Origin of the sequence: Actinomyces radicidentis, assembly GCF_001553565.1 — a bacterium.
Classification (GTDB): Bacteria; Actinomycetota; Actinomycetes; order Actinomycetales; family Actinomycetaceae; genus Actinomyces; species Actinomyces radicidentis.
Genome location: NZ_CP014228.1, coordinates 432,074 through 451,485, shown reverse-complemented (window position 1 = coordinate 451,485; position 19,412 = coordinate 432,074). Strand labels below are relative to the sequence as shown.

Annotated in this window: 15 protein-coding genes, 3 tRNA genes and 1 pseudogene; 16 read left to right on the top strand and 3 right to left on the bottom strand. The window is 73.4% G+C overall.

Annotated features, from left to right (window positions below):
• The 7 genes and pseudogenes from AXF14_RS01885 (at position 1) to htpX (ending at position 8,635) form a co-directional block, all read left to right on the top strand.
• Positions 1-1,569 (top strand): NADH-quinone oxidoreductase subunit M, encoded by a 1,569-nt coding sequence (locus AXF14_RS01885; protein ID WP_067940212.1) that lies wholly within the window; start codon positions 1-3, stop codon positions 1,567-1,569.
• Entirely contained in the window at positions 1,566-3,125 is a 1,560-nt protein-coding gene (nuoN, locus tag AXF14_RS01880) for an NADH-quinone oxidoreductase subunit NuoN (protein ID WP_067940210.1), read from the top strand. The genes AXF14_RS01885 and nuoN overlap by 4 nt, the downstream gene beginning before the upstream one ends.
• Positions 3,122-4,222, top strand: coding sequence for a polyprenyl synthetase family protein (locus tag AXF14_RS01875; protein WP_067939745.1), 1,101 nt, complete (start codon positions 3,122-3,124; stop codon positions 4,220-4,222). Before nuoN ends, AXF14_RS01875 begins: the two co-directional genes overlap by 4 nt.
• Positions 4,223-4,442: 220 nt before the next feature.
• Positions 4,443-5,921: pseudogene (locus AXF14_RS01870) on the top strand (FAD-dependent oxidoreductase); the annotation flags it as partial.
• Between the two features lie 127 nt (positions 5,922-6,048).
• Positions 6,049-6,345: a hypothetical protein gene (locus AXF14_RS01865; protein ID WP_067939742.1), complete on the top strand. Its 297-nt coding sequence runs from the start codon at positions 6,049-6,051 to the stop codon at positions 6,343-6,345.
• Between the two features lie 712 nt (positions 6,346-7,057).
• Positions 7,058-7,627, top strand: coding sequence for a GNAT family N-acetyltransferase (locus AXF14_RS01855; RefSeq protein WP_067939736.1), 570 nt, complete (start codon positions 7,058-7,060; stop codon positions 7,625-7,627).
• Positions 7,628-7,768: 141 nt separating this feature from the next.
• A complete protein-coding gene (gene htpX / locus AXF14_RS01850; RefSeq protein ID WP_067939732.1) occupies positions 7,769-8,635 on the top strand; it encodes a zinc metalloprotease HtpX in 867 nt (288 codons plus the stop codon).
• Positions 8,636-8,718: 83 nt separating this feature from the next.
• On the opposite strand, the gene AXF14_RS01845 is transcribed toward htpX, so the two are convergent.
• Positions 8,719-9,216: a YajQ family cyclic di-GMP-binding protein gene (locus AXF14_RS01845; protein ID WP_067939728.1), complete on the bottom strand. Its 498-nt coding sequence runs from the start codon at positions 9,214-9,216 to the stop codon at positions 8,719-8,721.
• A 211-nt stretch (positions 9,217-9,427) separates the two neighbouring features.
• Between AXF14_RS01845 and AXF14_RS01840 the strand changes: the two genes are divergently transcribed.
• The 6 genes from AXF14_RS01840 to AXF14_RS13015 all read left to right on the top strand — a co-directional run bounded on the left by AXF14_RS01840 (position 9,428) and on the right by AXF14_RS13015 (position 11,850).
• Positions 9,428-9,512 (top strand) — tRNA-Tyr (locus AXF14_RS01840).
• Between the two features lie 121 nt (positions 9,513-9,633).
• Positions 9,634-9,705: transfer RNA gene (locus AXF14_RS01835), tRNA-Thr, on the top strand.
• A 41-nt stretch (positions 9,706-9,746) separates the two neighbouring features.
• Positions 9,747-9,820 (top strand) — tRNA-Met (locus tag AXF14_RS01830).
• Positions 9,821-9,881: 61 nt separating this feature from the next.
• A complete protein-coding gene (rpmG, locus tag AXF14_RS01825) occupies positions 9,882-10,049 on the top strand; it encodes a 50S ribosomal protein L33 (protein WP_067939724.1) in 168 nt (55 codons plus the stop codon).
• A 34-nt stretch (positions 10,050-10,083) separates the two neighbouring features.
• Positions 10,084-10,947 (top strand): hotdog family protein, encoded by an 864-nt coding sequence (locus AXF14_RS01820; protein WP_150118384.1) that lies wholly within the window; start codon positions 10,084-10,086, stop codon positions 10,945-10,947.
• A 156-nt stretch (positions 10,948-11,103) separates the two neighbouring features.
• Complete coding sequence (locus AXF14_RS13015; protein ID WP_084355273.1) at positions 11,104-11,850, top strand: MarR family winged helix-turn-helix transcriptional regulator; 747 nt, start codon at positions 11,104-11,106, stop codon at positions 11,848-11,850.
• A 102-nt stretch (positions 11,851-11,952) separates the two neighbouring features.
• Here AXF14_RS13015 and AXF14_RS01810 read toward each other — a convergent pair whose 3' ends face one another.
• Positions 11,953-15,660 carry a carboxyl transferase domain-containing protein gene (locus AXF14_RS01810; protein ID WP_169798235.1) on the bottom strand — a complete coding sequence of 1,236 codons (3,708 nt, stop codon included), beginning with the start codon at positions 15,658-15,660 and terminating at the stop codon, positions 11,953-11,955.
• A complete protein-coding gene (locus AXF14_RS01805; RefSeq protein ID WP_067939711.1) occupies positions 15,657-16,343 on the bottom strand; it encodes a Maf family protein in 687 nt (228 codons plus the stop codon). The genes AXF14_RS01810 and AXF14_RS01805 overlap by 4 nt, the downstream gene beginning before the upstream one ends.
• Before the next feature lie 128 nt (positions 16,344-16,471).
• On the opposite strand from AXF14_RS01805, the gene AXF14_RS01800 reads away from it, so the two are divergent.
• The 3 genes from AXF14_RS01800 to AXF14_RS01790 all read left to right on the top strand — a co-directional run bounded on the left by AXF14_RS01800 (position 16,472) and on the right by AXF14_RS01790 (position 19,335).
• A complete protein-coding gene (locus AXF14_RS01800; RefSeq protein WP_067939707.1) occupies positions 16,472-17,377 on the top strand; it encodes a biotin--[acetyl-CoA-carboxylase] ligase in 906 nt (301 codons plus the stop codon).
• Positions 17,378-17,456: 79 nt separating this feature from the next.
• The gene (locus AXF14_RS01795; protein ID WP_417862327.1) at positions 17,457-18,584 is read left to right on the top strand and encodes an adenylate/guanylate cyclase domain-containing protein; all 1,128 of its coding nucleotides are present in this window, start codon (positions 17,457-17,459) and stop codon (positions 18,582-18,584) included.
• Between the two features lie 82 nt (positions 18,585-18,666).
• Complete coding sequence (locus AXF14_RS01790; RefSeq protein ID WP_067939701.1) at positions 18,667-19,335, top strand: response regulator transcription factor; 669 nt, start codon at positions 18,667-18,669, stop codon at positions 19,333-19,335.
• Positions 19,336-19,412: the final 77 nt, after the last annotated feature.

Below are 19,412 nucleotides of genomic sequence, written 5' to 3'. Positions count from 1 at the left end.
ATGCAGTCCATCACCGCATCGTTCCCCGTGCTGACCCTCATGGTGCTCGTCCCGCTCGTCGGGGCGCTGCTCCTCTGGGTCGTGCCGCCGCTGCGCCGCCTCGGCGGCACCGTCGGCCTCGTCCTCTCCCTCGCGGAGCTCGTCATCGGCGTCATCGCCGCGACGCAGTTCGACGCGGGCCAGGGAGGCGTCGTCCAGCTGGCCGAGACCCACTCGTGGATCCCCGCGCTCGGCATCTCCTGGGCCCTGGGCGTCAACGGCCTCGGCCTGGCCATGCTCCTCCTGGCGGCCTTCCTCGTCCCGATCGTCATGCTCGCCTCCCACGGCGAGGTCGAGGCCGAGCGGCAGGGCGGCTTCTCCGCCCTCGTCCTCCTCCTCGAGGCCTTCATCGTCGTGATCTTCGCGGCGCAGGACGTCTTCCTCTTCTACATCTGCTTCGAGGCCATGCTGCTGCCGGTGTACTTCCTCATCGGGCGCTTCGGCGGACCGGACCGCCACCGCGCGGCCCTCAAGTTCCTCCTGTACTCCCTGGCCGGCGGCCTCGTCATGCTGGTGGGCGTCGTCATGCTGTACGTGTACGGCCCCGGCGGCGACTCCAACTACCTGGTGTCCAGCCTCGTCGGCCAGCTCACCGCCTCGCAGTCGACGCAGCGGATCATGTTCCTCAGTCTCTTCATCGCCTTCGCGATCAAGGCCCCGATGTTCCCGGTCCACACCTGGCTGCCCGACACCGCCGAGCAGGCGACCCCGGGCACCTCGGTCCTGCTCATCGGCATCCTGGACAAGATCGGCACCTTCGGCATGATCACCCTGGTCCTGCCGCTCTTCCCCGAGGCCTCGCGCTGGGCCGCGACCCCGATCATGGTCCTCGCGGTCATCTCGATCCTCTACGGGGCGCTCGCCGCCGTCGCGCAGGACAACCTGTACCGCCTCATCTCCTACACCTCGATCAGCCACTTCGGCTTCATGGTGCTGGGCATCTTCATCGGCAGCCAGGTCGCCGCCACCGGCGCCATGGTCTACATGGTCGCCCACGGCCTGTCGATCGCGGGCCTCTACCTCGTGACGGGCTTCCTCGCCCGCCGCACCGGCACCGTCCGGATCTCCGAGCTCGGCGGCATGGCCCGCGTCCTCCCGCTCGTCGCGGGCACCTGGCTCGTCTCCGGCCTCGCCTCGATCGCGCTGCCCGGCCTGTCCGGCTTCGTCCCCGAGTGGATGGTCCTCACGGGCACCTTCTCGGTCTCCGTGGTCCTCGGGATCTTCGCCGTCCTCGGCGTCATCATCGCCGCTGTCTACGTCCTCCTGCCCTACCAGCGCGTCTTCACCGGCGCGCCCACGAGGGCCTGGACGGAGCGGGTCGCCCAGCGCGGCGACATGGACCTGCGCGAGAAGATCGTCGTCGTCCCGGTCATCGCCGCCATGCTCGTGCTCGGCTTCGCCCCGGCCTTCCTCACCGACGCCGTCGACGGCGTCGCCGAGGACGTCGCCCAGACGACCAGCACCACCTCCGGTGACGCGGCGGCCTCCGCCGTCATCGCCCCCACCGCTCAGGAAGGGATCACCAAGTGAGCTTCACCGCCCCGACCATCAACTGGGCCGGCCTCACCCCGGTCATCATCATCCTGGGCGCCGGCGTCCTCGGCGTCCTCATCGAGGCCTTCGTGCCCCGCAGGGCGCGCCACGGTGTGCAGACCGTCCTGTCGCTCCTCGCCGTCCTCGGCTCGGGCGTCGCGCTCGCCGCCCGCTGGGGCGTCATCCGCCACGACGGCGCCGACACCCTCTCCACCGGCTTCGCCGAGGACCCCTTCGCCGTCGCCGCCCAGGGCGTCCTCCTCGTCATCGGGCTGCTCTCGCTGCTCGTCATCGCGGACCGCACCTCCACGGGCGAGGGATTCTTCGCCGCCCAGCCCGCGGACCGCCCCGGCTCCGCCGAGGAGACCGAGTCCCTCCACGCCGGCTGGGTCTCCACCGAGGTCTTCCCGCTGACGCTCTTCTCGCTCGCCGGCATGATGCTGTTCCCGGTCGCCAACGACCTCATCAGCCTCTTCGTCATGCTCGAGCTCGTCTCCCTGCCGCTGTACATCATGGCGGCCACGGCCCGGCACCGCCGCCTCCTGTCCCAGGAGGCCGCGCTGAAGTACTTCCTGCTGGGCGCCTTCGCCTCGGCCTTCCTCCTCATGGGCTCCGCCTTCCTCTACGGCTTCTCCGACGCCGTCGACTACGCGGGCATCGCCACCGCCGTCCAGACCGGCGGCGTCTCCGGCATGGACTGGCTCGCCCTGGCGGGCATCGCCCTCGTGACGATCGGCCTCCTGTTCAAGATCGCGGCCGCCCCGTTCCACGCCTGGAGCCCGGACGTGTACCAGGGCGCCCCGACCCCGGTCACCGCCTTCATGGCGGCCGGCGTCAAGGCCACCGCCTTTCTCGCGCTCGTGCGCTTCTACTACGTCGTCGCCGGCAACCTCGGCTGGGACCTGGCGCCGTTCCTGTGGACGGTCGCCGTCCTCACGATGGTCGTCGGCACCTTCGTCGGCGTCGTCCAGGGCGACGTCAAGCGCATGCTCGCCTACTCCGCCATCGCCCACGCCGGCTACATGCTCATCGGCGTCATCGCCTTCAACGGCATGGGCGTGCGGGCCATCCTCTTCTACGCCCTCGCCTACGGCGTCTCCACGGTCGGCGCCTTCGCGGTCGTCGGCCTGGTCCGCCAGAGCCACGAGGGCGCCGCCGGCGCCGAGGCCACCGACCTCGACTCCTGGCGGGGACTCGGCAAGCGCTCCCCGTGGCTCGCCGGCGCGATGACGCTCTTCCTCCTGTCCTTCGCGGGCATCCCGCTCACCGCGGGCTTCATCGGGAAGTTCGAGCTCTTCATCGCCGGTGTCCAGGGCGGTGCCTCCTGGCTCGTCGTCGCCGCGGTCATCTCCTCGATGATCACCGCGTTCTTCTACATGCGCCTCATCGTGCTCATGTTCTTCCGCGACCCGGAGGAGGCCACGGTCATCGTGCGCTCCGACGGCCTTATCACGACCGCGGTCGCGCTCGCCGTCATCCTCACGATCGTCCTCGGCGTCCTGCCCCAGGTGGTTCTGACCGCCCTGGGCAACGCCGCTATGCTCGTCCCGTGATCGGACCGCTCCCGCTGGACACCCCTGAGCTCGAGGGCCGGATCTCTCCGGCCCTCGATGCCGTTGAGACCCGGCTGCTCGAGGTCGTCAACAACGCCGACGAGACCATCAACCCGCCCACCTCGCACCTCGCGCAGGCCGGCGGGAAGAGGCTCCGTCCGGTCCTCACCCTGCTCACCGCGCAGCTGGGCGACCCCGCCCTCGCCACGGGGGAGCAGGTCCGGGACGCCGGCGTGGCCGTCGAGCTCACGCACATCGCGACGCTCTACCACGACGACGTCATGGACGACGCCCCGCTGCGACGCGGCGCCCCCAGCGCCCAGACCGTGTGGGGCAACTCCGCCGCCATCCTCACGGGTGACGTCCTCGTCGCCCGCGCCTCCCAGCTCGTCGCGGCCCTCGGCCCCCAGGCCGTGCTCGCCCACGCGAAGACCTTCGAGCGCCTGTGCATGGGCCAGCTCCACGAGACCCTGCCCCGCCCGGCCGGGACGGACCCCGTCGAGCACTACATCGACGTCCTCGCGGACAAGACCGGCTCCCTCATCGCCGTCTCCGCCCGCTACGGCGTCATGCTCACCGGCGGCGGGGCGGAGACCGAGCGGATCGTCGAGGAGTTCGGCGAGAAGATCGGCGTCGCCTTCCAGCTCGCCGACGACGTCATCGACCTCACGAGCGACTCCGCCACCACCGGCAAGACCCCCGGCACGGACCTGCGCGAGGGCGTCGACACCATGCCCGTCCTGCTCCTGCGCCAGGCCCTCGCCGCCGGCGAGCTCGACGCCGCGGGCCAGTCGATCCTCTCCGCCCTGTCCACCGGCGACCTCGCCGACGACGCCGTCCTCGCCGACGTCGTCGACCGGCTCCGCGTCCACCCCGTCCTCGAGCGCACCCGCGCCATGGCGACCCAGTGGGCCCAGGAGGCGGTCGACCTGCTCGCCGGCCTCGAGGCGGCCGTGGTCGCGGGCACGCGCGAGCGGCTCGCCGACGCCGAGCCCGATGTCGTCGAGGCCGCGGTCTCCGACGCCCGCGAGCGGGTCGTCCTCGTGCGCGAGGGCATGGAGGAGTTCGCCCGCGTCCTCGTCGACCGGGCCGCCTGAGAAGCGCCTGCGCGAGGAGCCGCGGCCGAGTCGCAGCGCTCGGTACCGTCAGTCCACTGGAGCCGCCGTCCCACCACGGGACGGCGGCTCCGTGCTCGTGAGGCGACCCGTTGGTGGACGGCTCGGTGCGTCCCGGCGTGAGGCCCATACACTGTCCTGACACGGTCCCGGCCTCCGCCGCGACCGCTTGTCCCAACAGTCACAACAGGAACGAAGAGCAGTGAACGCACGTCCTCTCAGTGTCGCCGTCATCGGAGCCGGTCCCGCAGGCATCTACGCCTCGGACATCCTGTCGAAGTCGGGCCTGGACGTGAGCATCGACCTCTTCGAGCGGCTCCCCGCCCCGTACGGCCTCGTGCGCTACGGCGTCGCCCCGGACCACCCGCGCATCAAGCAGATCATCGTCGCGCTGTACAAGATCCTGCAGCGCGGCGACATCCGACTCATCGGCAACGTCGAGGTCGGCCGCGACGTCACCGTCGCGGACCTGCAGGAGCACTACGACGCCATCGTCCTGTCCACCGGCGCGGACACGGACCAGCCCCTCGACATCCCCGGCGTCGACGCCCCCGAGTCCTACGGCGGGGCGGACTTCGTCTCCTGGTACGACGGTCACCCCGACCACCCGCGCACCTGGGACCTGTCCGCCAGGGAGGTCGCCGTCATCGGCGTCGGCAACGTGGGCCTCGACATCGCCCGCGTGCTCGCCAAGCACCCCGAGGACCTCATGGTCACCGAGATCCCGGAGAACGTCGCCGAGACCCTCAAGGCCTCCCCGGTCACCGACGTCCACGTCTTCGGCCGCCGCGGCCCCGCCCAGGTGAAGTTCACCCCGCTCGAGCTGCGCGAGCTCGGCAAGCAGCCCGACGTCGACGTCACCGTCGACGAGGAGGACTTCGAGTACGACGAGGGCTCCGAGGAGGCCCTGCGCTCCTCCAACCAGCAGCGCCAGGTCGTCAAGGCCCTCGAGAACTACGCCATGCAGGAGCCCGAGGACCTCACGGCCTCGCGCACCATCCACATCCACCTCTTCCAGTCGCCCGACGCCGTCCTCCTCGACGACGCCGGCCACGTCCGCGCCCTGCGCACCGAGCGCACCCGCCTCAACGGCGACGGCTCCGTCTCCGGCACGGGGGAGTACCGCGAGTGGCCCGTCCAGGCGGTCTACCGCGCCGTCGGCTACGCCGGCAGCCCCATCGAGGGCCTGCCCTTCGACCACCTCCGCCACGTCCTGCCCAACGAGGGCGGCCGCGTCATCGGCGAGGACGGGCAGCCGCTGACCGGTGTCTACGCGACCGGCTGGATCCGCCGCGGCCCGGTCGGCCTCATCGGCTCCACCAAGTCCGACGCGCAGGAGACCGTCTCCAACCTCGTCGCTGACGCCCAGGCCGGGCTCCTGCACGCCGACACCGATGACGAGGCGCAGGTCGGCCACGACGCCCTCCTAGCGCTGCTCGAGTCCCGCGGCGTCCCCTTCACCACCTGGGAGGGCTGGGAGCTGCTCGACGCCTACGAGCGCGAGCTTGGCGAGTCCTTCGGCGAGGTCACCGTCACTGGCGGCGACTCCCACCCGCGCGAGCGCGTCAAGGTCGTCGACCGTCACGCCATGACGGCGATCTCTTGCTCGACGGAGGTCCCCGAGGACCTCATCGGCCAGCCCGATGCCGACCGCGTCCCCGAGCGCGTCGCCCACCGCCTCCCCGACGGCCTGCGCGAGGAGGCCCGGGTCGTTCGGGAACAGCGGGCACGGGAGACCAGAAGCGCCCAGCAGATTCCAACCTCCATCCGCGGTTGACTGTCCCCGAGCCGTAGCAGACCATAGGGTCATGGCTACGAAAGAGCTGACGCGCAATGAGCAGATTCAGCATCGCCTCCAGGGGCTCACTGAAGGGAGTCTCGTCGTAGCTCGTGTCGAGGTGGAGGACGAAGCCTGGCCCGACGGCGTCATCACTATCGTGAGGGTCTATCTTTCGAGCGAGTCGAATACGGACTGGGACGTCGATGAGGCGGCTCGGCTCCGGCGAACCGTGTGGGCCAGGACGAGTGAGCTCATGGGGATCGGAGAGCAGTTCCGAGTTCTCTATCACGATGCCGATGAGGACATGCTGGAGGTTCGCTCGTGACGAGCAGTCAGTTCCCGTCGCACCGCGCTGCTGATCTCACCCCGGAGCTACTGCTCGCGCACGCGAAGAGCCTTCTTCCGAGCGGCCGTGGTAACCCGCGAACCGCAGACCTTCGGCGCGCTATCAGCGCGTCGTACTATGTGGCGTTCCATCAGCTCAGCAAACACGCGGCTCAGTGCCTGATCCAGGGTGACGATTGGTACTCCGGTCGTCTGGGGTGGTCTACGGCTCACGCGCAGGTGGCCCGATGGATCACTCATACGGATCTTGTCGGACTGTGCGAAGACGTCGTCGCTCTAGCGAATAACTCGTCCAAACCGGTCCATCCGGGGTTGGCTCCTCGCGGGCTCGTCGACCCGAGGCTTGCGGAGGTTTGTCAGAGCTTGATCGACCTTCACAGTGCGCGTACGGACGCTGACTATGACGTCATGGTCAAGCCCTCAAAGCGGGAGACCGTGATGTACACAGAGGTGGCCGGGCGGCTCCTGGTGCTGACCGAGCAGCTCCTGCGTGAGGGCGAGGCGTCCTATCTCCGATTCCTCGCTCTCGCTCTGGGAGCGCGAAAGGTCGCCAAGAGGAGATAGACGCTGCGATGACACGGGGTATCACATCGGGACAAGGCGATCGCCGCCGTCGTGAGCAGATACCGACGGCTAGGTCTGTTAGGGATGGCGCCGTTGCCCGGAGTGGTCCTGAGCGCGGACCGGACCTGATGCGCACCCGCCGCGTCCGGCCGCTGACCCGGGCCGACCGGTGGGCCCGACGCGTCTACCGCGAGGCCTTCCCGGACTCCGAGCGGCTGCCCTGGGCGGCGCTCCACGCCATCAGCCTCCGCCCCGGCATCGACCTCATCGCCTGGTACGACGACTCGGACGGCGCGCGAACCGAGCGCCCGAGCGCTCTCACCTGGACCGTGCGGCGCCCCGGGGAGGACCTCCTCTACCTGTTCTACCTCGCGGTCGACCCGGCGGCGCGGGGGAGGGGAGTCGGCTCCCGGCTCCTGGCCGAGCTCTCGCGGCGCCACCCGGGCTGCACGGTCGTCCTCGACGTCGAGCCCGTCGTCGCTGACGCCCCGAACGCCGAGCAGCGGCGCCGTCGGCTCGCCTTCTACGAGCGGGCCGGCTTCCGGGACACCGGGCTCGCGCTCAGGGACGCGACCGGCGAGTCCTGGCCCCTCGTCCGCGAGGCCGAGGGCGCGCCCTTCTCCGAGGAGCAGTACCGGGCGCTGCTCCACCACCTCGACCGCGGTCTCACCGGGGCCCGGCTGGCCCCGCGGGACTGAGCGCAGCCGCCGCCTCCATTCCACGCCGCACCGGCGCGGATCGTGCTGTCCCGTCGGTGACAGGGGAGCCGCGGGCGGTCCTCCACAGAGGCGCCCGGCGTTCCCAGGCGCCTCACAGGAGACGCCCATACACTGGGCGCCATGACGGGGACCAACCATCACAACGGGCTCAAGACGGCCGCGCTCATGGGCGGCCTGTGGGGCCTTCTCCTCATCATCGGCTGGCTGCTCGCCGAGGGCACCGGCTCCTCGGTGTGGCTCTTCATCATGCCGATCATCGGCATCGTCCAGACGGCCTACTCCTACTGGAACTCGGACCGCCTCGCCGTGCGTTCGATGGGCGCCGTCGAGGTGTCCCCGGCCCAGGCCCCCGTCATGTACGCCGTCGTCCGCGAGCTCTCCGCGAGCGCGGGCCAGCCCATGCCGCGCCTCTACGTCGCGCCGACGATGAGCCCGAACGCCTTCGCCACGGGCCGCGACCCGGAGCACGCGGCCGTGTGCTGCACCCAGGGCATCCTCCAGCTCCTCGACGAGCGCGAGCTGCGCGGCGTCCTCGGCCACGAGCTCTCCCACGTCTACAACAGGGACATCCTCACCGGCTCGGTCGCCGCGGGCATCGCCGGCATCATCTCGAGCATCTCCTCGATGGTCCTGTGGTTCGGGGGAGGCGGCCGCGACCGCCGCGAGGGCAACGCGATCGCGCTCATCCTGCTCGCTCTCCTCGCGCCGCTCGCCGCGACCATCACGCAGCTCGCCGTCTCCCGCACCCGCGAGTACGACGCCGACCACGACGGCGCCGTCCTCACGAACGACCCGCTGGCGCTGGCCTCCGCCCTGCGCAAGCTCGAGACGGGCGTCGCCGCGCGTCCCATGGCCCAGGACCCCAAGGCCGAGCCCGTGAGCGCCATGATGATCGCCAACCCCTTCGGGCGCGCGAGGAACCTGTTCTCCACGCACCCGCCGATGGACCAGCGCATCCGTCGCCTCGAGGAGATGGCCGGCTACTGAGCCGATGCGTCCCCCTGCGCGGGCACGGCACGACGACGGGCCCCGGCCGCCGCAGCGCGGTGAACGGGGCCCGTCCTCGTGACTCAGCGGTAGTTGACGAACTGGAGCGCGGCGTCGACGTCGAGGCCCTTGAGCAGGGAGATGACGGCCTGGAGGTCGTCGCGCGACTTCGACGATACGCGCACCTCGTCGCCCTGGATGGTGGCCTTGACGCCCTTGGGGCCCTCGTCGCGGATCGCCTTGGTGATCTGCTTGGCGACCTCCTGGCTGCGGCCCTCCTTGAGCGGGCAGACCATCTTGTAGACCTTGCCCTGGGGCTTGGGCTCCTTGTCGCCCAGGTCGAGGGCCTTGAGGCAGACCCCGCGACGGAAGAGCTTGGACTGCAGGACGTCCAGGACCGCGAGGACGCGCTTGGCGGAGTTGGCGGTGAGGGTGATGGCGTCACCGGCGAGCTCGACGCCCGCGTCGACGCCGCGGAAGTCGTAGCGCTGGGAGATCTCCTTGGCGGTCTGGTTGACCGCGTTGTCGACCTCCTGCCGGTCGAGCTCGGAGACGACGTCGAAGGAGGACTCGGAGGCCATGGGCGTCTTTTCATGAGGTGCGGGGAGGAAGGCGCGTGCCGGGGTGGGCGGCGCCGTCGGGAGGACGGGCTCGTCCCGTCGTCGCGACGGTGGTGCCGAGCCGGCGGCGTGTGAGCAGGGTCCTACGCCCGCGATTGGCGCCCCGGTCCGTCGGCTTGCTATTCTTCCACGGCGCCAAGCGGTGAGCCCACGGGTTCCACGTCAGGCGCGAGGCGGGTTGCCCGAGCGGCCAATGGGAGCTGACTGTAAATCAGCCGCGGAATGCTACGGGGGTTCGAATCCCTCACCCGCCACCACGATCACCGGATACCGGTCCGATGATCCGGACGTTCCCCTCGGGGAGCGGCCCGCAGTGAGCGAGTCCACGCGGCTCCGGATTGCGACAGCGATCCGGATCTGCCTAGGATCCCGCTCGTTGCCTCGATAGCTCAGTGGTAGAGCACTTCCTTGGTAAGGAAGAGGTCACGAGTTCAATCCTCGTTCGAGGCTCGGATGCAGCGGGGGCCATTCGGCCCCCATTGTGTTGACATGGCGAGGTAGCTCAGCTGGTTAGAGCGCACGACTCATAATCGTGAGGTCGAGGGTTCGAGTCCCTCCCCCGCTACGCAAGATTCGAGCAAGGCAGCCCTCGCGCGCCCCTCGAGGATCAGACAGAGGAGAGACCCGTGGCTAAGGCCAGCGACGTTCGCCCCAAGATCACTTTGGCTTGCTCGGAGTGCAAGGAGCGCAACTATATCACCAAGAAGAACCGTCGGAACACGCCGGACCGGCTCGCGGTCAGCAAGTTCTGCTCGCGCTGCGGCAAGCACACCGAGCACCGCGAGACCCGCTGAGGCCGGTTCTCCTCGCAGCCGGTAGCATTTCGGCGTGAGCACCGCAAGCCCCGTCGACCCCGAGTCGGCGGGGCTTCGTCGTGCCCGGAGGACGGCGATGACGCGCGTGCTGCGCGACCTCCTCGGAGAGCCGCGCGACCGGGCTGGGACCGACGACGGGGCGCAGGACCACGCGGCGGTCGCCGCCGCCGCGATCGCCCCCGCCGTCGAGGCGCTCGGCCTCCTCGCCGACGGAGCGCTCAACGCCCCCTGGGACGGCCTCGTCCACCGCCGCTGCCGGATCCGACCCGCTGCCCGCGACGCCGGCGGAGCGGACGCGGTCGCGGAACCACGGGGGCGCGGGGTGTCACTCCGGTCGCTGCGCTCCGCCGAGCGCGCCGGCTGGTGGATCGCACGCGCCGAGGCGGAGGTCGACGGCATCCTCGTCATCCACGAGCTCGCCCGGCGCAGCGCCGCCTCGACGCCGGTGGAGCCGACGACGGGCGCGCCCCTGGACGCGGCCCCCGGAGCCGCGGACCCGCTCGAGACCGGTCGCCAGGCGGTCCGCGCGCCCTCCGACCTCCCTGCGGCGCCCTCGCCCGTTCCCGCCGCGGTCACGGTGCGCCTCACGCCCGACCGGGTCACGGCCTGGGCCGAGGCGACGGGCGACCGCAACGCCCTCCACCTGCGACCGGGCGCCGCTCGCGCCGCGGGCCTGCCCGTCGGGGCGGACGAGGTCGTCGCCCACGGCCTCCTTCTCGCCACGCTCAGCCTCGCCGTCGTGCCGCGCGGGGACGGACCGGTCGACCTGCGGTTCCTCGTACCCTGCACGGTGCCGAGGTCCGGCTGCGCGCTCGCCGTCGACCCGGTGACGGGCGCCGTGCGAGCCGGCGCGCGCACGCTCCTGCGCTGCGACTGAGCCCCTGACGTCGTCGGAGGGGTGACCGGACCCACGAGACCGCGCCGCACACGCGGTGATATACAGGTGCACCGGAGGTTGTTCAATCGTGAACGACCCGGCGAGGAGGCCCCGCGCGGCCTCCCGCGCGGGCACGAGGAACGGACGGAGAGGTCGATGAGCACCATCGAGCAGACGGAGACCGCGGCCCCCGCGGCCGCGTGCGGACAGAGCGCCGCCCCGGCGACGAGCTGCGGCCAGCAGGCCGCCGAGGCCCCGAGTTCGTGCGGCCAGGCGGCCGCCGCGCCCGCGAGCACCTCCTGCGGACAGGCCCCGGCGCCCGCCACCTCCTGCGGCCAGAGCGCCGCAGCCGCGGAGCAGCCCGCCACCTCCTGCGGCCAGTCCGCGTCGGCGTCCGAGACCGCCTGCGCCCAGTCCTCCGCTGCCTCGTCCTGCGGCGCCCCCGCCCAGGCCCGCTACCTCGACGCCACCGAGATGAACGCCTGGCGCGCCTTCCTCACCGCCTCGACCGCCGTCACCGCCAAGCTCAACCACGAGCTCGAGGCCGGTGCCGGCATCTCCATGCACGAGTACGAGATCCTCGTCCGCCTCTCCGAGGCCGAGGAGCACACGCTGCGGATGTCCGCGCTCGCCGAGAACGTCTCGCACTCCCGCTCGCGCCTCACCCACACCGTGGGGCGCCTCGAGAAGGCCGGGTACGTCGAGCGCACCGCCTGCACGATGGACAAGCGCGGCGTCAACTGCCACCTCACCGCCGAGGGCGAGGACTTCCTGCGGACCGCCGCCCCCATCCACCTCGACGGCGTGCGCCGCCACGTCATCGACCACCTCGACCGCGAGCAGCTCAGCGAGCTCACGGTCCTCCTCCACTCCCTCGTCGAGCCCGGCGACGTCGAGATCTGAGCCGGGCCCGACCCGACGACGTCGGCCCGCCCCACATGGGGCGGGCCGACGTCGTCGTTCCCGGGCACGGGGCGCCGCGCGAGGCGGGCCCCGCGGGCCCGATCAGTCCGTGAGCACCTCTGCCGGTTGGGGGAGCAGGACGGCCAGCTCGTCCCACACGGCCGCGAGGGCGGGCAGGAGCGGGCCGCCGTCCGCGCCCGAGGGCACCGGCGGAGCCCACGTGCCCGACGGCGTGGCCGTGAGCGGCGTCCAGGCGAGGGCGGCGGACTCGCCGTCGACCGGCAGCAGCGCGTCCCAGGTCCCGTCCGAGGGCGCCCCGGCCGTCCAGGTCGTGTAGGACCAGTCCGGGTGCTGCTGGACGTGCGGCGCGCCCAGGCGCAGCACGCGCGCCGGCAGCCCCGTCTCCTCCTCGAGCTCGCGCAGCGCGGCCGTCGCGGAGTCCTCGCCGTCGGCGACGGCGCCCCCGGGCACGCCCCACGTACCGCCCTGGTGCGTCCAGCCCGAGCGCAGCTGCAGGAGGACCTCGATCCCCTCGTCGCGGCGCCGCCACACGAGCAGCCCGGCGGCCCCGTTGAGCCCCCAGTGCCGCCGTCCGCAGCCGCACTCGACCCAGCCGTCACCCGGGTGGCGCACACCCCCGACAGGGCGAAGCAGCGGGGCGCCCGGACCGGGTGCGGAGAAGGCCCGGGCGAGGCGTGCGCGCGTGGTGGCGGGCGCGACGACCTCGGAGACCCAGCCGTGCTCGAGCGCGGTCCCCGGGGCCTCGGAACGCTCCTGCTCGGCGACGAGCCGGGAGCGCAGCTCCACCACCGCGTCCTCGCTCTGCTCGGAACGGGCCGCGGCGAGCTCGCGACGGTGGATGAGGTCGACGGCGGAGCCCGCGTCCATGACCCCGATCCGCGCGGTCGGCCACGCGAGTGAGAGCGCTCCCGCGAGCGCCGTCGAGCCCAGGGCGACGTAGGCGCCGCCGTAGGCCCGGCGCGTGAGGAGCGTGACGAGACGCGCCCGAGCGCCCGCTGCCGCGTAGGCCGCGACGAGCCGAGCGCCGTGCCGGACGACGCCGGAGGCCTCGGACTCCGTCCCCGGCAGGAAGCCGGGGGTGTCGACGAGCGTGAGGACCGGCAGGCCGAGGCGCTCGCACAGGGCGAGGTGCTCCTCGACCTTCTGCGCGGCCTGAGCCGTGAGCGCGCCCGCGAGGACCGCCGGCTGCGTCGCCACGACGCCGACCGGCACGCCGCCCACCCGGGCCAGCCCCGTCACGGCGGAGGCGGCCCAGTCGGAACGCAGCTCCAGGAGCTCGCCGCGGTCGGTGAGACGCGTGAGGACGTCCCGCACGTCGTAGGGCTGCGAGGGATCATCCGGCAGCACGGCGCCGGTCCCGGAGTCCGTGGGGACGGGGAGCGCCCCGGCGCCCCCGACCCGCATCGGCAGCGCCCTGCCCGGTGCCGGTGCGGTGAGGAGCGAGGGCGCGGACAGCGGGGCGTAGCCGAGGACCCGTCGGGCAGCCTCCCACGCGGCGCGCTCGTCCGGGACGGTGAGGTGAGTCGTGCCGGCGCGGCGGGAGTGCAGGGCCGCGCCCCCGAGGGACTCGGCGTCGACCCGCTCCCCGGTCACCGAGGCGACGACGGCGGGCCCCGTGAGCAGGACGCGCGCGGCTCCCTCGACCATGACGAGGACGTCCGTGAGCGCCGGCGCGTAGGCCGCCCCGCCGGCCGCGGCGCCGAGGACGAGCCCCAGCTGCATGGTGCGGCCGCGGGCCCGCGTCTCGGCCGCCAGGACGAGCCCGGCTCCGGCCAGGGCGTCGACCCCCTCCTGGACGCGCGCGCCACCGCCGTCGAGCAGGGAGAGCACGGGGACGACGTCGTCGGCGGCGGCGTCGATGAGGGCGGCGACGCGGCGCGACCCGGCCAGACCCATCGTGCCGCCCCGGACCGTCGGGTCCTGCGCCCACACGGCGACCTCGCGGCCGTTGAGCCGGGCGCGCGCGGTGAGGACGGCGTCCTCGTCGAGGAGGTCCCGCAGCGAGCCGTCGTCGACGAGCTCCTCGACGCGCTCGCGGGCGCTGCGGTGACGCGGAGACGCCGGCGACGGCCCGGCGGCGGAGCGCGGGTCGCGGACGCCCGAGGGGCTGGTCGGTGCGCCGACGTCCTCAGGATCGGCTCCACCGGGCAGGACGCGGCCGAGGAGCTCCCCCGCGCGCACGGGGCGCGGGGAACCGCCGACCTCGGGGACGAGGACGCCGTCGCCCTCGGCCCGCAGGGGCAGTCGCATCTTCATCGCCTCGAGGACCGCGAGCTGCTCGCCCGCGCGGACCGGTCCGGCGGGGTGCAGGGAGAGGAGCGTGGCCGCCATGGGCGCCCGCATCTCCTGGGGACCGGCCGGCGACGACGCCTCGGCGGGCCCCTGGCCATCGTCCCGGGTCTCGAGGACGGCGCCACGGAGGAGCCCGTCCTCGAGCCACCGGGTCCAGAGCCCCCGCGGGTCGAGGAGAGCCGGCTGGTGCAGGACGCGGCGCAGGAGCGGGACGAGGGTGCGCGGACCGCGGACCGCCACCTGGCCGAGCGCCTCGTCGAGGGCGGCCAGTGCCTCGTCCCGGTCGGCGCCGACGCCGGTCACGAGCGCGACCGGCTCGGAGTACTCCGGGCGCAGCGCGTCGCCCGGGAAGAGGCCGCGCTCGACCCGCAGCCGCGGCGCCCCGACCGGGGAGCCGGCCACCACGGCCGCGCGCTCGCGGCCCAGGGAGACCGGGACCTCGACGCCGAGCAGGTCGCCGTCCTGCGGCAGCAGCGTGACCGGGTCCTCGGCGTAGACGCGGGCCTCGACGGCGTGACCGCCGGTGAGGACCCGGTTGCCCTCGAGCCGGGCGCCCGGACCGGCCACGCGCAGCGCTTCCTCGACGTCCCGTCCCTCGGCCAGGAGGAGCTGGGCCGCGACGAGGTCGACGCCGGTCACCTCCTCGGTGACGGCGTGCTCGACCTGCAGCCGAGCGTTGACCTCGAGCAGCAGGGGGACGCCGTCCGCGGGCAGGAGGAACTCGCAGGTCGCGGCCCCGCGGTAGCCGACCTCGGAGAGCACGCGCCGTGTCGCCTCCTCCATCGCTCCGACCGCTCCGAGGCCCACACCGACGGCGGGGGCCTCCTCCACGAGCTTCTGGGATCGGCGCTGGACGGAGCACTCGCGGGTGCCGAGCGTGAGGACGCGCTCGCCGTCGGCGAGGGCCTGGACCTCGAGGTGCCGGGCGCGAGGCGCCTCCGCCTGGGCGATGAGCGGGCCGAGCCCGAGCGCCGCCGTCCAGGCGGCCTCGGCGTCGGCGCCGGGGAGCAGCCGGGTGAGGCCCCGTCCGCCGCCGCCGTGCGCCGCCTTGAGGACGACGGCGCCGTCCACCCGCTCGCGGAAGCGCTCGAGCGCGGGGACGCCGTCGAGGACCTCGGAGGTGAGCGGCGCGTCGACGTCGAGGCCGGCGAGCAGCTCCGCGAGGCGCGCCTTGTCCGAGAGCAGCGCGAGGGCCTCGGGCGAGGGCCCCGCCCAGGCCAGGGCGGCCGCGAGGGCGCCCCGGGCCAGGTCCGCCTCCTCGGCGGCGAAGCCCACCCCGGGGTGCAGGCCGGAGGCCCCGAGTGAGCGGGCCGCGGCGAGGAGGGCGTCGACGTCGTCGTAGGCGGTGACCTCGGCGGCGTCGTCGAGCGCCCGCGTCCACACGGCGTCGCGGTCGGCGGCGGTGACGACGCCGACCGGCGACCAGCCCAGGCGCCGGGCTGTGCGGGCCACGCGCAGCGCGGTGAGCCCGCGGGCGGCGACGAGCAGCCGCCTCACGCGCCCGACCCCGCACCGGTGGACCCAGCCGCTCCACCCGGGCGCCCCCACAGATCCGTCCACGTGACGCCGAGCCCGGCGAGGAGACGGCGCAGGAGGGGCAGGGAGATGCCGACGACGCCGTGCGGGTCCCCCTCGATCGACTCGATGAAGGCGCCGCCCAGGCCGTCGATCGTGAAGGCCCCGGCGCACCACAGGGGCTCCTCGGTGGCGGCGTAGGCCTCGATCTCGGCGTCGCTGACGTCGGCGAAGCCGATGAGCGCGGTGGAGACGCCCTCCGCGGTGGTGCCGTCCGAGGCGCGCACGAGGAAGTGGCCGGTGTGCAGGGCGCCGCGGTGCCCGCGCATGGCGCGCCAGCGCTCGACGACGCGCTCGGGCGTGCGCGGCTTGCCGACGACCTCCCCGTCGATCTCCAGCATCGAGTCGCAGCCGACGACGACGAGCCCCGGCAGGGCGCGCTCCTCGGCGCAGAGGGAGCCCACGACGGCGAGGGCCTTCGCGCGTGCGAGGGCCTGGACCTGCTCGGCGGGCGTGGGAGCCGGCGACCCGGCGGCGGCGCGCTCGTGGGCGAGGTCCGCCAGGACGGCGGGCTCGTCGACCTCGGAGACGCGCACGAGGGGCTCGACGCCTGCGGCGCGCAGCGTTGAGAGACGACCGGGGGACTTCGACGCGAGGAGGAGCACGGCCCCAGCCTAGTGAGACCACCACGGGGCGCCCCGGCTCCGGCGAACCGCGCGGCCCGTGACACGAGTCCGCTCCGCGTCGCCGCCCGGCCCCTCCCGACCGCCCGGGCCCCGGCTACGCTCACGGCATGACCGAGGCCCTGCTCGTGCGCACCGTCGAGCGCACCGGATCGACCAGCTCGGACCTGCGCGCCGCCCTCACCGGCCCCGGCGGCTCCCTCGACCCCGCCTCCGCCGTGGCATGGCCCCACCTCTCCGCCCTGCGCGCCCGCACCCAGACGGCGGGCCGCGGCCGCTCCGACCACCGCTGGGAGACCCCGGCCACCGGGGCCCTCACGGTCTCCGTCGTGCTGCGGCCCCTCGTCCCCGTCGAGCGCCTCGCCTGGCTCCCGCTGCTCGGCGGCCTCGCCGCCCGCGACGCCGTCGAGGGCCTCCTGCGCGAGGCCGGCTCCCCGTGGCTGGCCCGGACCAAGTGGCCCAACGACGTCGTCGCCGTGCCCGCCGACGGGCGCGTCGGGTCCGCCGCGGCGCCGGGCGACGGCGTACCGGCGATCCAGGGCTGGGGGAGGAGCCGCAAGCTCGTCGGCGTGCTCGCCGAGCTCGTGCCCCCCGCCGCGGCTCCGGAGCCCGGCGCCGTCCCCGCCTCCCGGGAGGAGGCCCCCGCCGTCGTCCTCGGCATCGGCGTCAACGTCGCCCAGCGAGCGGAGGAGCTCCCCGTCCCCTGGGCCGCCTCCCTCGCGAGACTCGGCGTCCGCACGACACCGGAGGCGGTCCTCGACGACCTCGGCGACCGCCTCGCCGCCGTCATCGGCGAGTGGGAGGCCGTCGGCGGCGATCCCGACGCCGCGGACGGAGACCTCGGGCGACGGCTGCGCACCGCCTGCCTCACGCTGGGCCAGGAGGTCCGCGCGGACACGCCCTCCGGACTCGTCACGGGCCGCGCCGTCGACCTCGAGCCGGGCCTCGTCCTGGAGACCGAGCGCGGCCGCGCCGCCGTCACCGCGGGCGACGTGACCGCCCTGCGCACCGCCTGAGAGCCCCTCGGACAGCGCCCTGAGCAGCACCTTCCGACCGGACGGGACATCCCCTGTGACCTGCGCTACCCTGTCGGGCGTGAGTGAGCAGCCGACCCCCGCGAAGGGAGACTCCCAGAGCCCCGAGCGGGGGCCCCAACCGGGGTCGGCCGCCGTCCCGCCCCCCGCCGCGGACTGGGCCACCATCACCGGCCACGAGCGCATGCTCCTGGGCGGCGACCCCGTCTACAGCATCCGCCAGCTCGCCCGCGAGGCGGGCACGAGCCAGTCCTTCGCCCACAAGTTCTGGCGAGCCATGGGCTTCGCCGACCTCGACCCCGACGCCGTCCGCTTCACCGCCCGCGACGTCGACGCCCTGCGCGCCATCGCCGACCTCATCGACGAGACCGACGACGGCATCCCCTCGCCCTCCGCCCCCGGCGGCGGCCTCGCCGCGAGCTCCATCCTCGAGCTCCTGCGCGCCCAGGCGCAGACCATGGACCGCCTCGTCCTGTGGCAGCTCGAGACCCTCGTCTCCGACGTCGCCCAGCGCTTCCACCTCGACGACACCTCGGCCCGCCTCGTCGTCCTCGACCACGTCGACGAGATGGCCCACTCCATGAGCGACCAGCTCACCTACGTGTGGCGCCGCCACCTCGCCTCCCTCCTCGGGCGCACCGAGTCCGAGGTCGCCCAGCGGGGTCGCGAGGAGACCGGCCCCGACCTCTACCCGCTGACCCGCTCCCTCGGCTTCGTCGACATCGTCTCCTTCACCCAGCGCGCCCAGACGATGGGGCGCAAGGAGCTGGCGACCATGCTCGACGACTTCGAGACCACGGCCCGCAACGTCGTCACCTCACGCGGCGCCCGCGTCGTCAAGACCATCGGCGACGCCGTCATGTACATCGCGGACGACCTCGAGACCGCCGCCGACGTCATCACCGCCCTCGTCGACGAGATCCAGTCCGGCCCCGAGATGATGCTCGTGCGCGCCAGCCTAGTCCAGGGGCGCGTCGTCTCCCGCTCCGGCGACGTCTTCGGCCCCACCGTCAACCTCGCCTCCCGCCTCGTCGACACCGCCGAGCCCGGCGGCATCCGCATGGACGAGGCGACCGCCAGGGCCATCGGGGAGCTCGAGGTCGCGGACCGCTACGTCGTGCGGCGCTGCCACGAGGTCGTCGCCAAGGGCCTCGGCAACGTGGTGCCCTGGTCCCTCGAGCTCGCCTGACCTGCGCCGGGACGGGGACCGCCAGGCGATCTCCCTCTCCAGAATGATGACGCGGGCCCGTCGACCGCCTAGGATCCATGGCATGACGACAGTGCTTCTCGTTGAGGACGACCCCGCGATCTCCGAGCCGCTCGCGCGCGCCTTCGGACGCGAGGGCTACGAGGTCCGCGCCCACGGCACGGGCAAGGGCGCTCTCGAGGAGGTCTCCGGGGCGGACATCATCGTCCTGGACCTCGGCCTGCCCGACATCGACGGCCTCGACGTCGCCCGCCAGGTGCGCGCCCAGGGCCTCACCACCCCCATCCTCATGCTCACCGCCCGCTCCGAGGCCACCGACCTCGTCGTCGGACTCGACGCCGGCGCGGACGACTACGTCACCAAGCCCTTCCGCCTCGCCGAGCTGCTCGCCCGCGTCCGCGCTCAGGTGCGCCGCGCCTCCGGCGAGGCCACCGAGGACGAGCTCACCAGCGGGGAGGTCCGCGTCGACGTCGCCGCCCACCGCGCCTTCATCGGCTCCCGCGAGCTGCAGCTCACGACTCGCGAGTTCGAGCTCCTGCGCGTGCTCGTCCGCGGCGCCGGCCAGGCCGTCCCCGAGGACGTCATCCTCAAGGAGGTCTGGGGCGAGGACCCGACCGGCAGCCACCAGACCGTCGAGATGCACGTGACCTGGCTGCGCCGCAAGCTCGGCGACGACGCGGACGCCCCGGCCCTGCTCGTCGCCGAGGGCGACGGGTACCGCCTCGTCGGCTGACCGGACCCACACGTCGCGGCGCCCCGGCCCTCGCCCACGCGAGCGCCGGGGCGCCGTCGTCCCAGAGGAGGGAGCGA

What these genes read in the sequence shown, in the direction of transcription:
- AXF14_RS01885 (WP_067940212.1), top strand. Translation starts at nt 1, where the DNA reads ATGCAGTCCATCACCGCATCGTTCCCCGTGCTGACCCTCATGGTGCTC.
- AXF14_RS01865 (WP_067939742.1), top strand. Translation starts at nt 6,049, where the DNA reads ATGGCTACGAAAGAGCTGACGCGCAATGAGCAGATTCAGCATCGCCTC.
- AXF14_RS01855 (WP_067939736.1), top strand. Translation starts at nt 7,058, where the DNA reads ATGCGCACCCGCCGCGTCCGGCCGCTGACCCGGGCCGACCGGTGGGCC.
- htpX (WP_067939732.1), top strand. Translation starts at nt 7,769, where the DNA reads ATGACGGGGACCAACCATCACAACGGGCTCAAGACGGCCGCGCTCATG.
- AXF14_RS01845 (WP_067939728.1), bottom strand. Translation starts at nt 9,216, where the DNA reads ATGGCCTCCGAGTCCTCCTTCGACGTCGTCTCCGAGCTCGACCGGCAG.
- AXF14_RS13015 (WP_084355273.1), top strand. Translation starts at nt 11,104, where the DNA reads ATGAGCACCATCGAGCAGACGGAGACCGCGGCCCCCGCGGCCGCGTGC.
- AXF14_RS01800 (WP_067939707.1), top strand. Translation starts at nt 16,472, where the DNA reads ATGACCGAGGCCCTGCTCGTGCGCACCGTCGAGCGCACCGGATCGACC.
- AXF14_RS01790 (WP_067939701.1), top strand. Translation starts at nt 18,667, where the DNA reads ATGACGACAGTGCTTCTCGTTGAGGACGACCCCGCGATCTCCGAGCCG.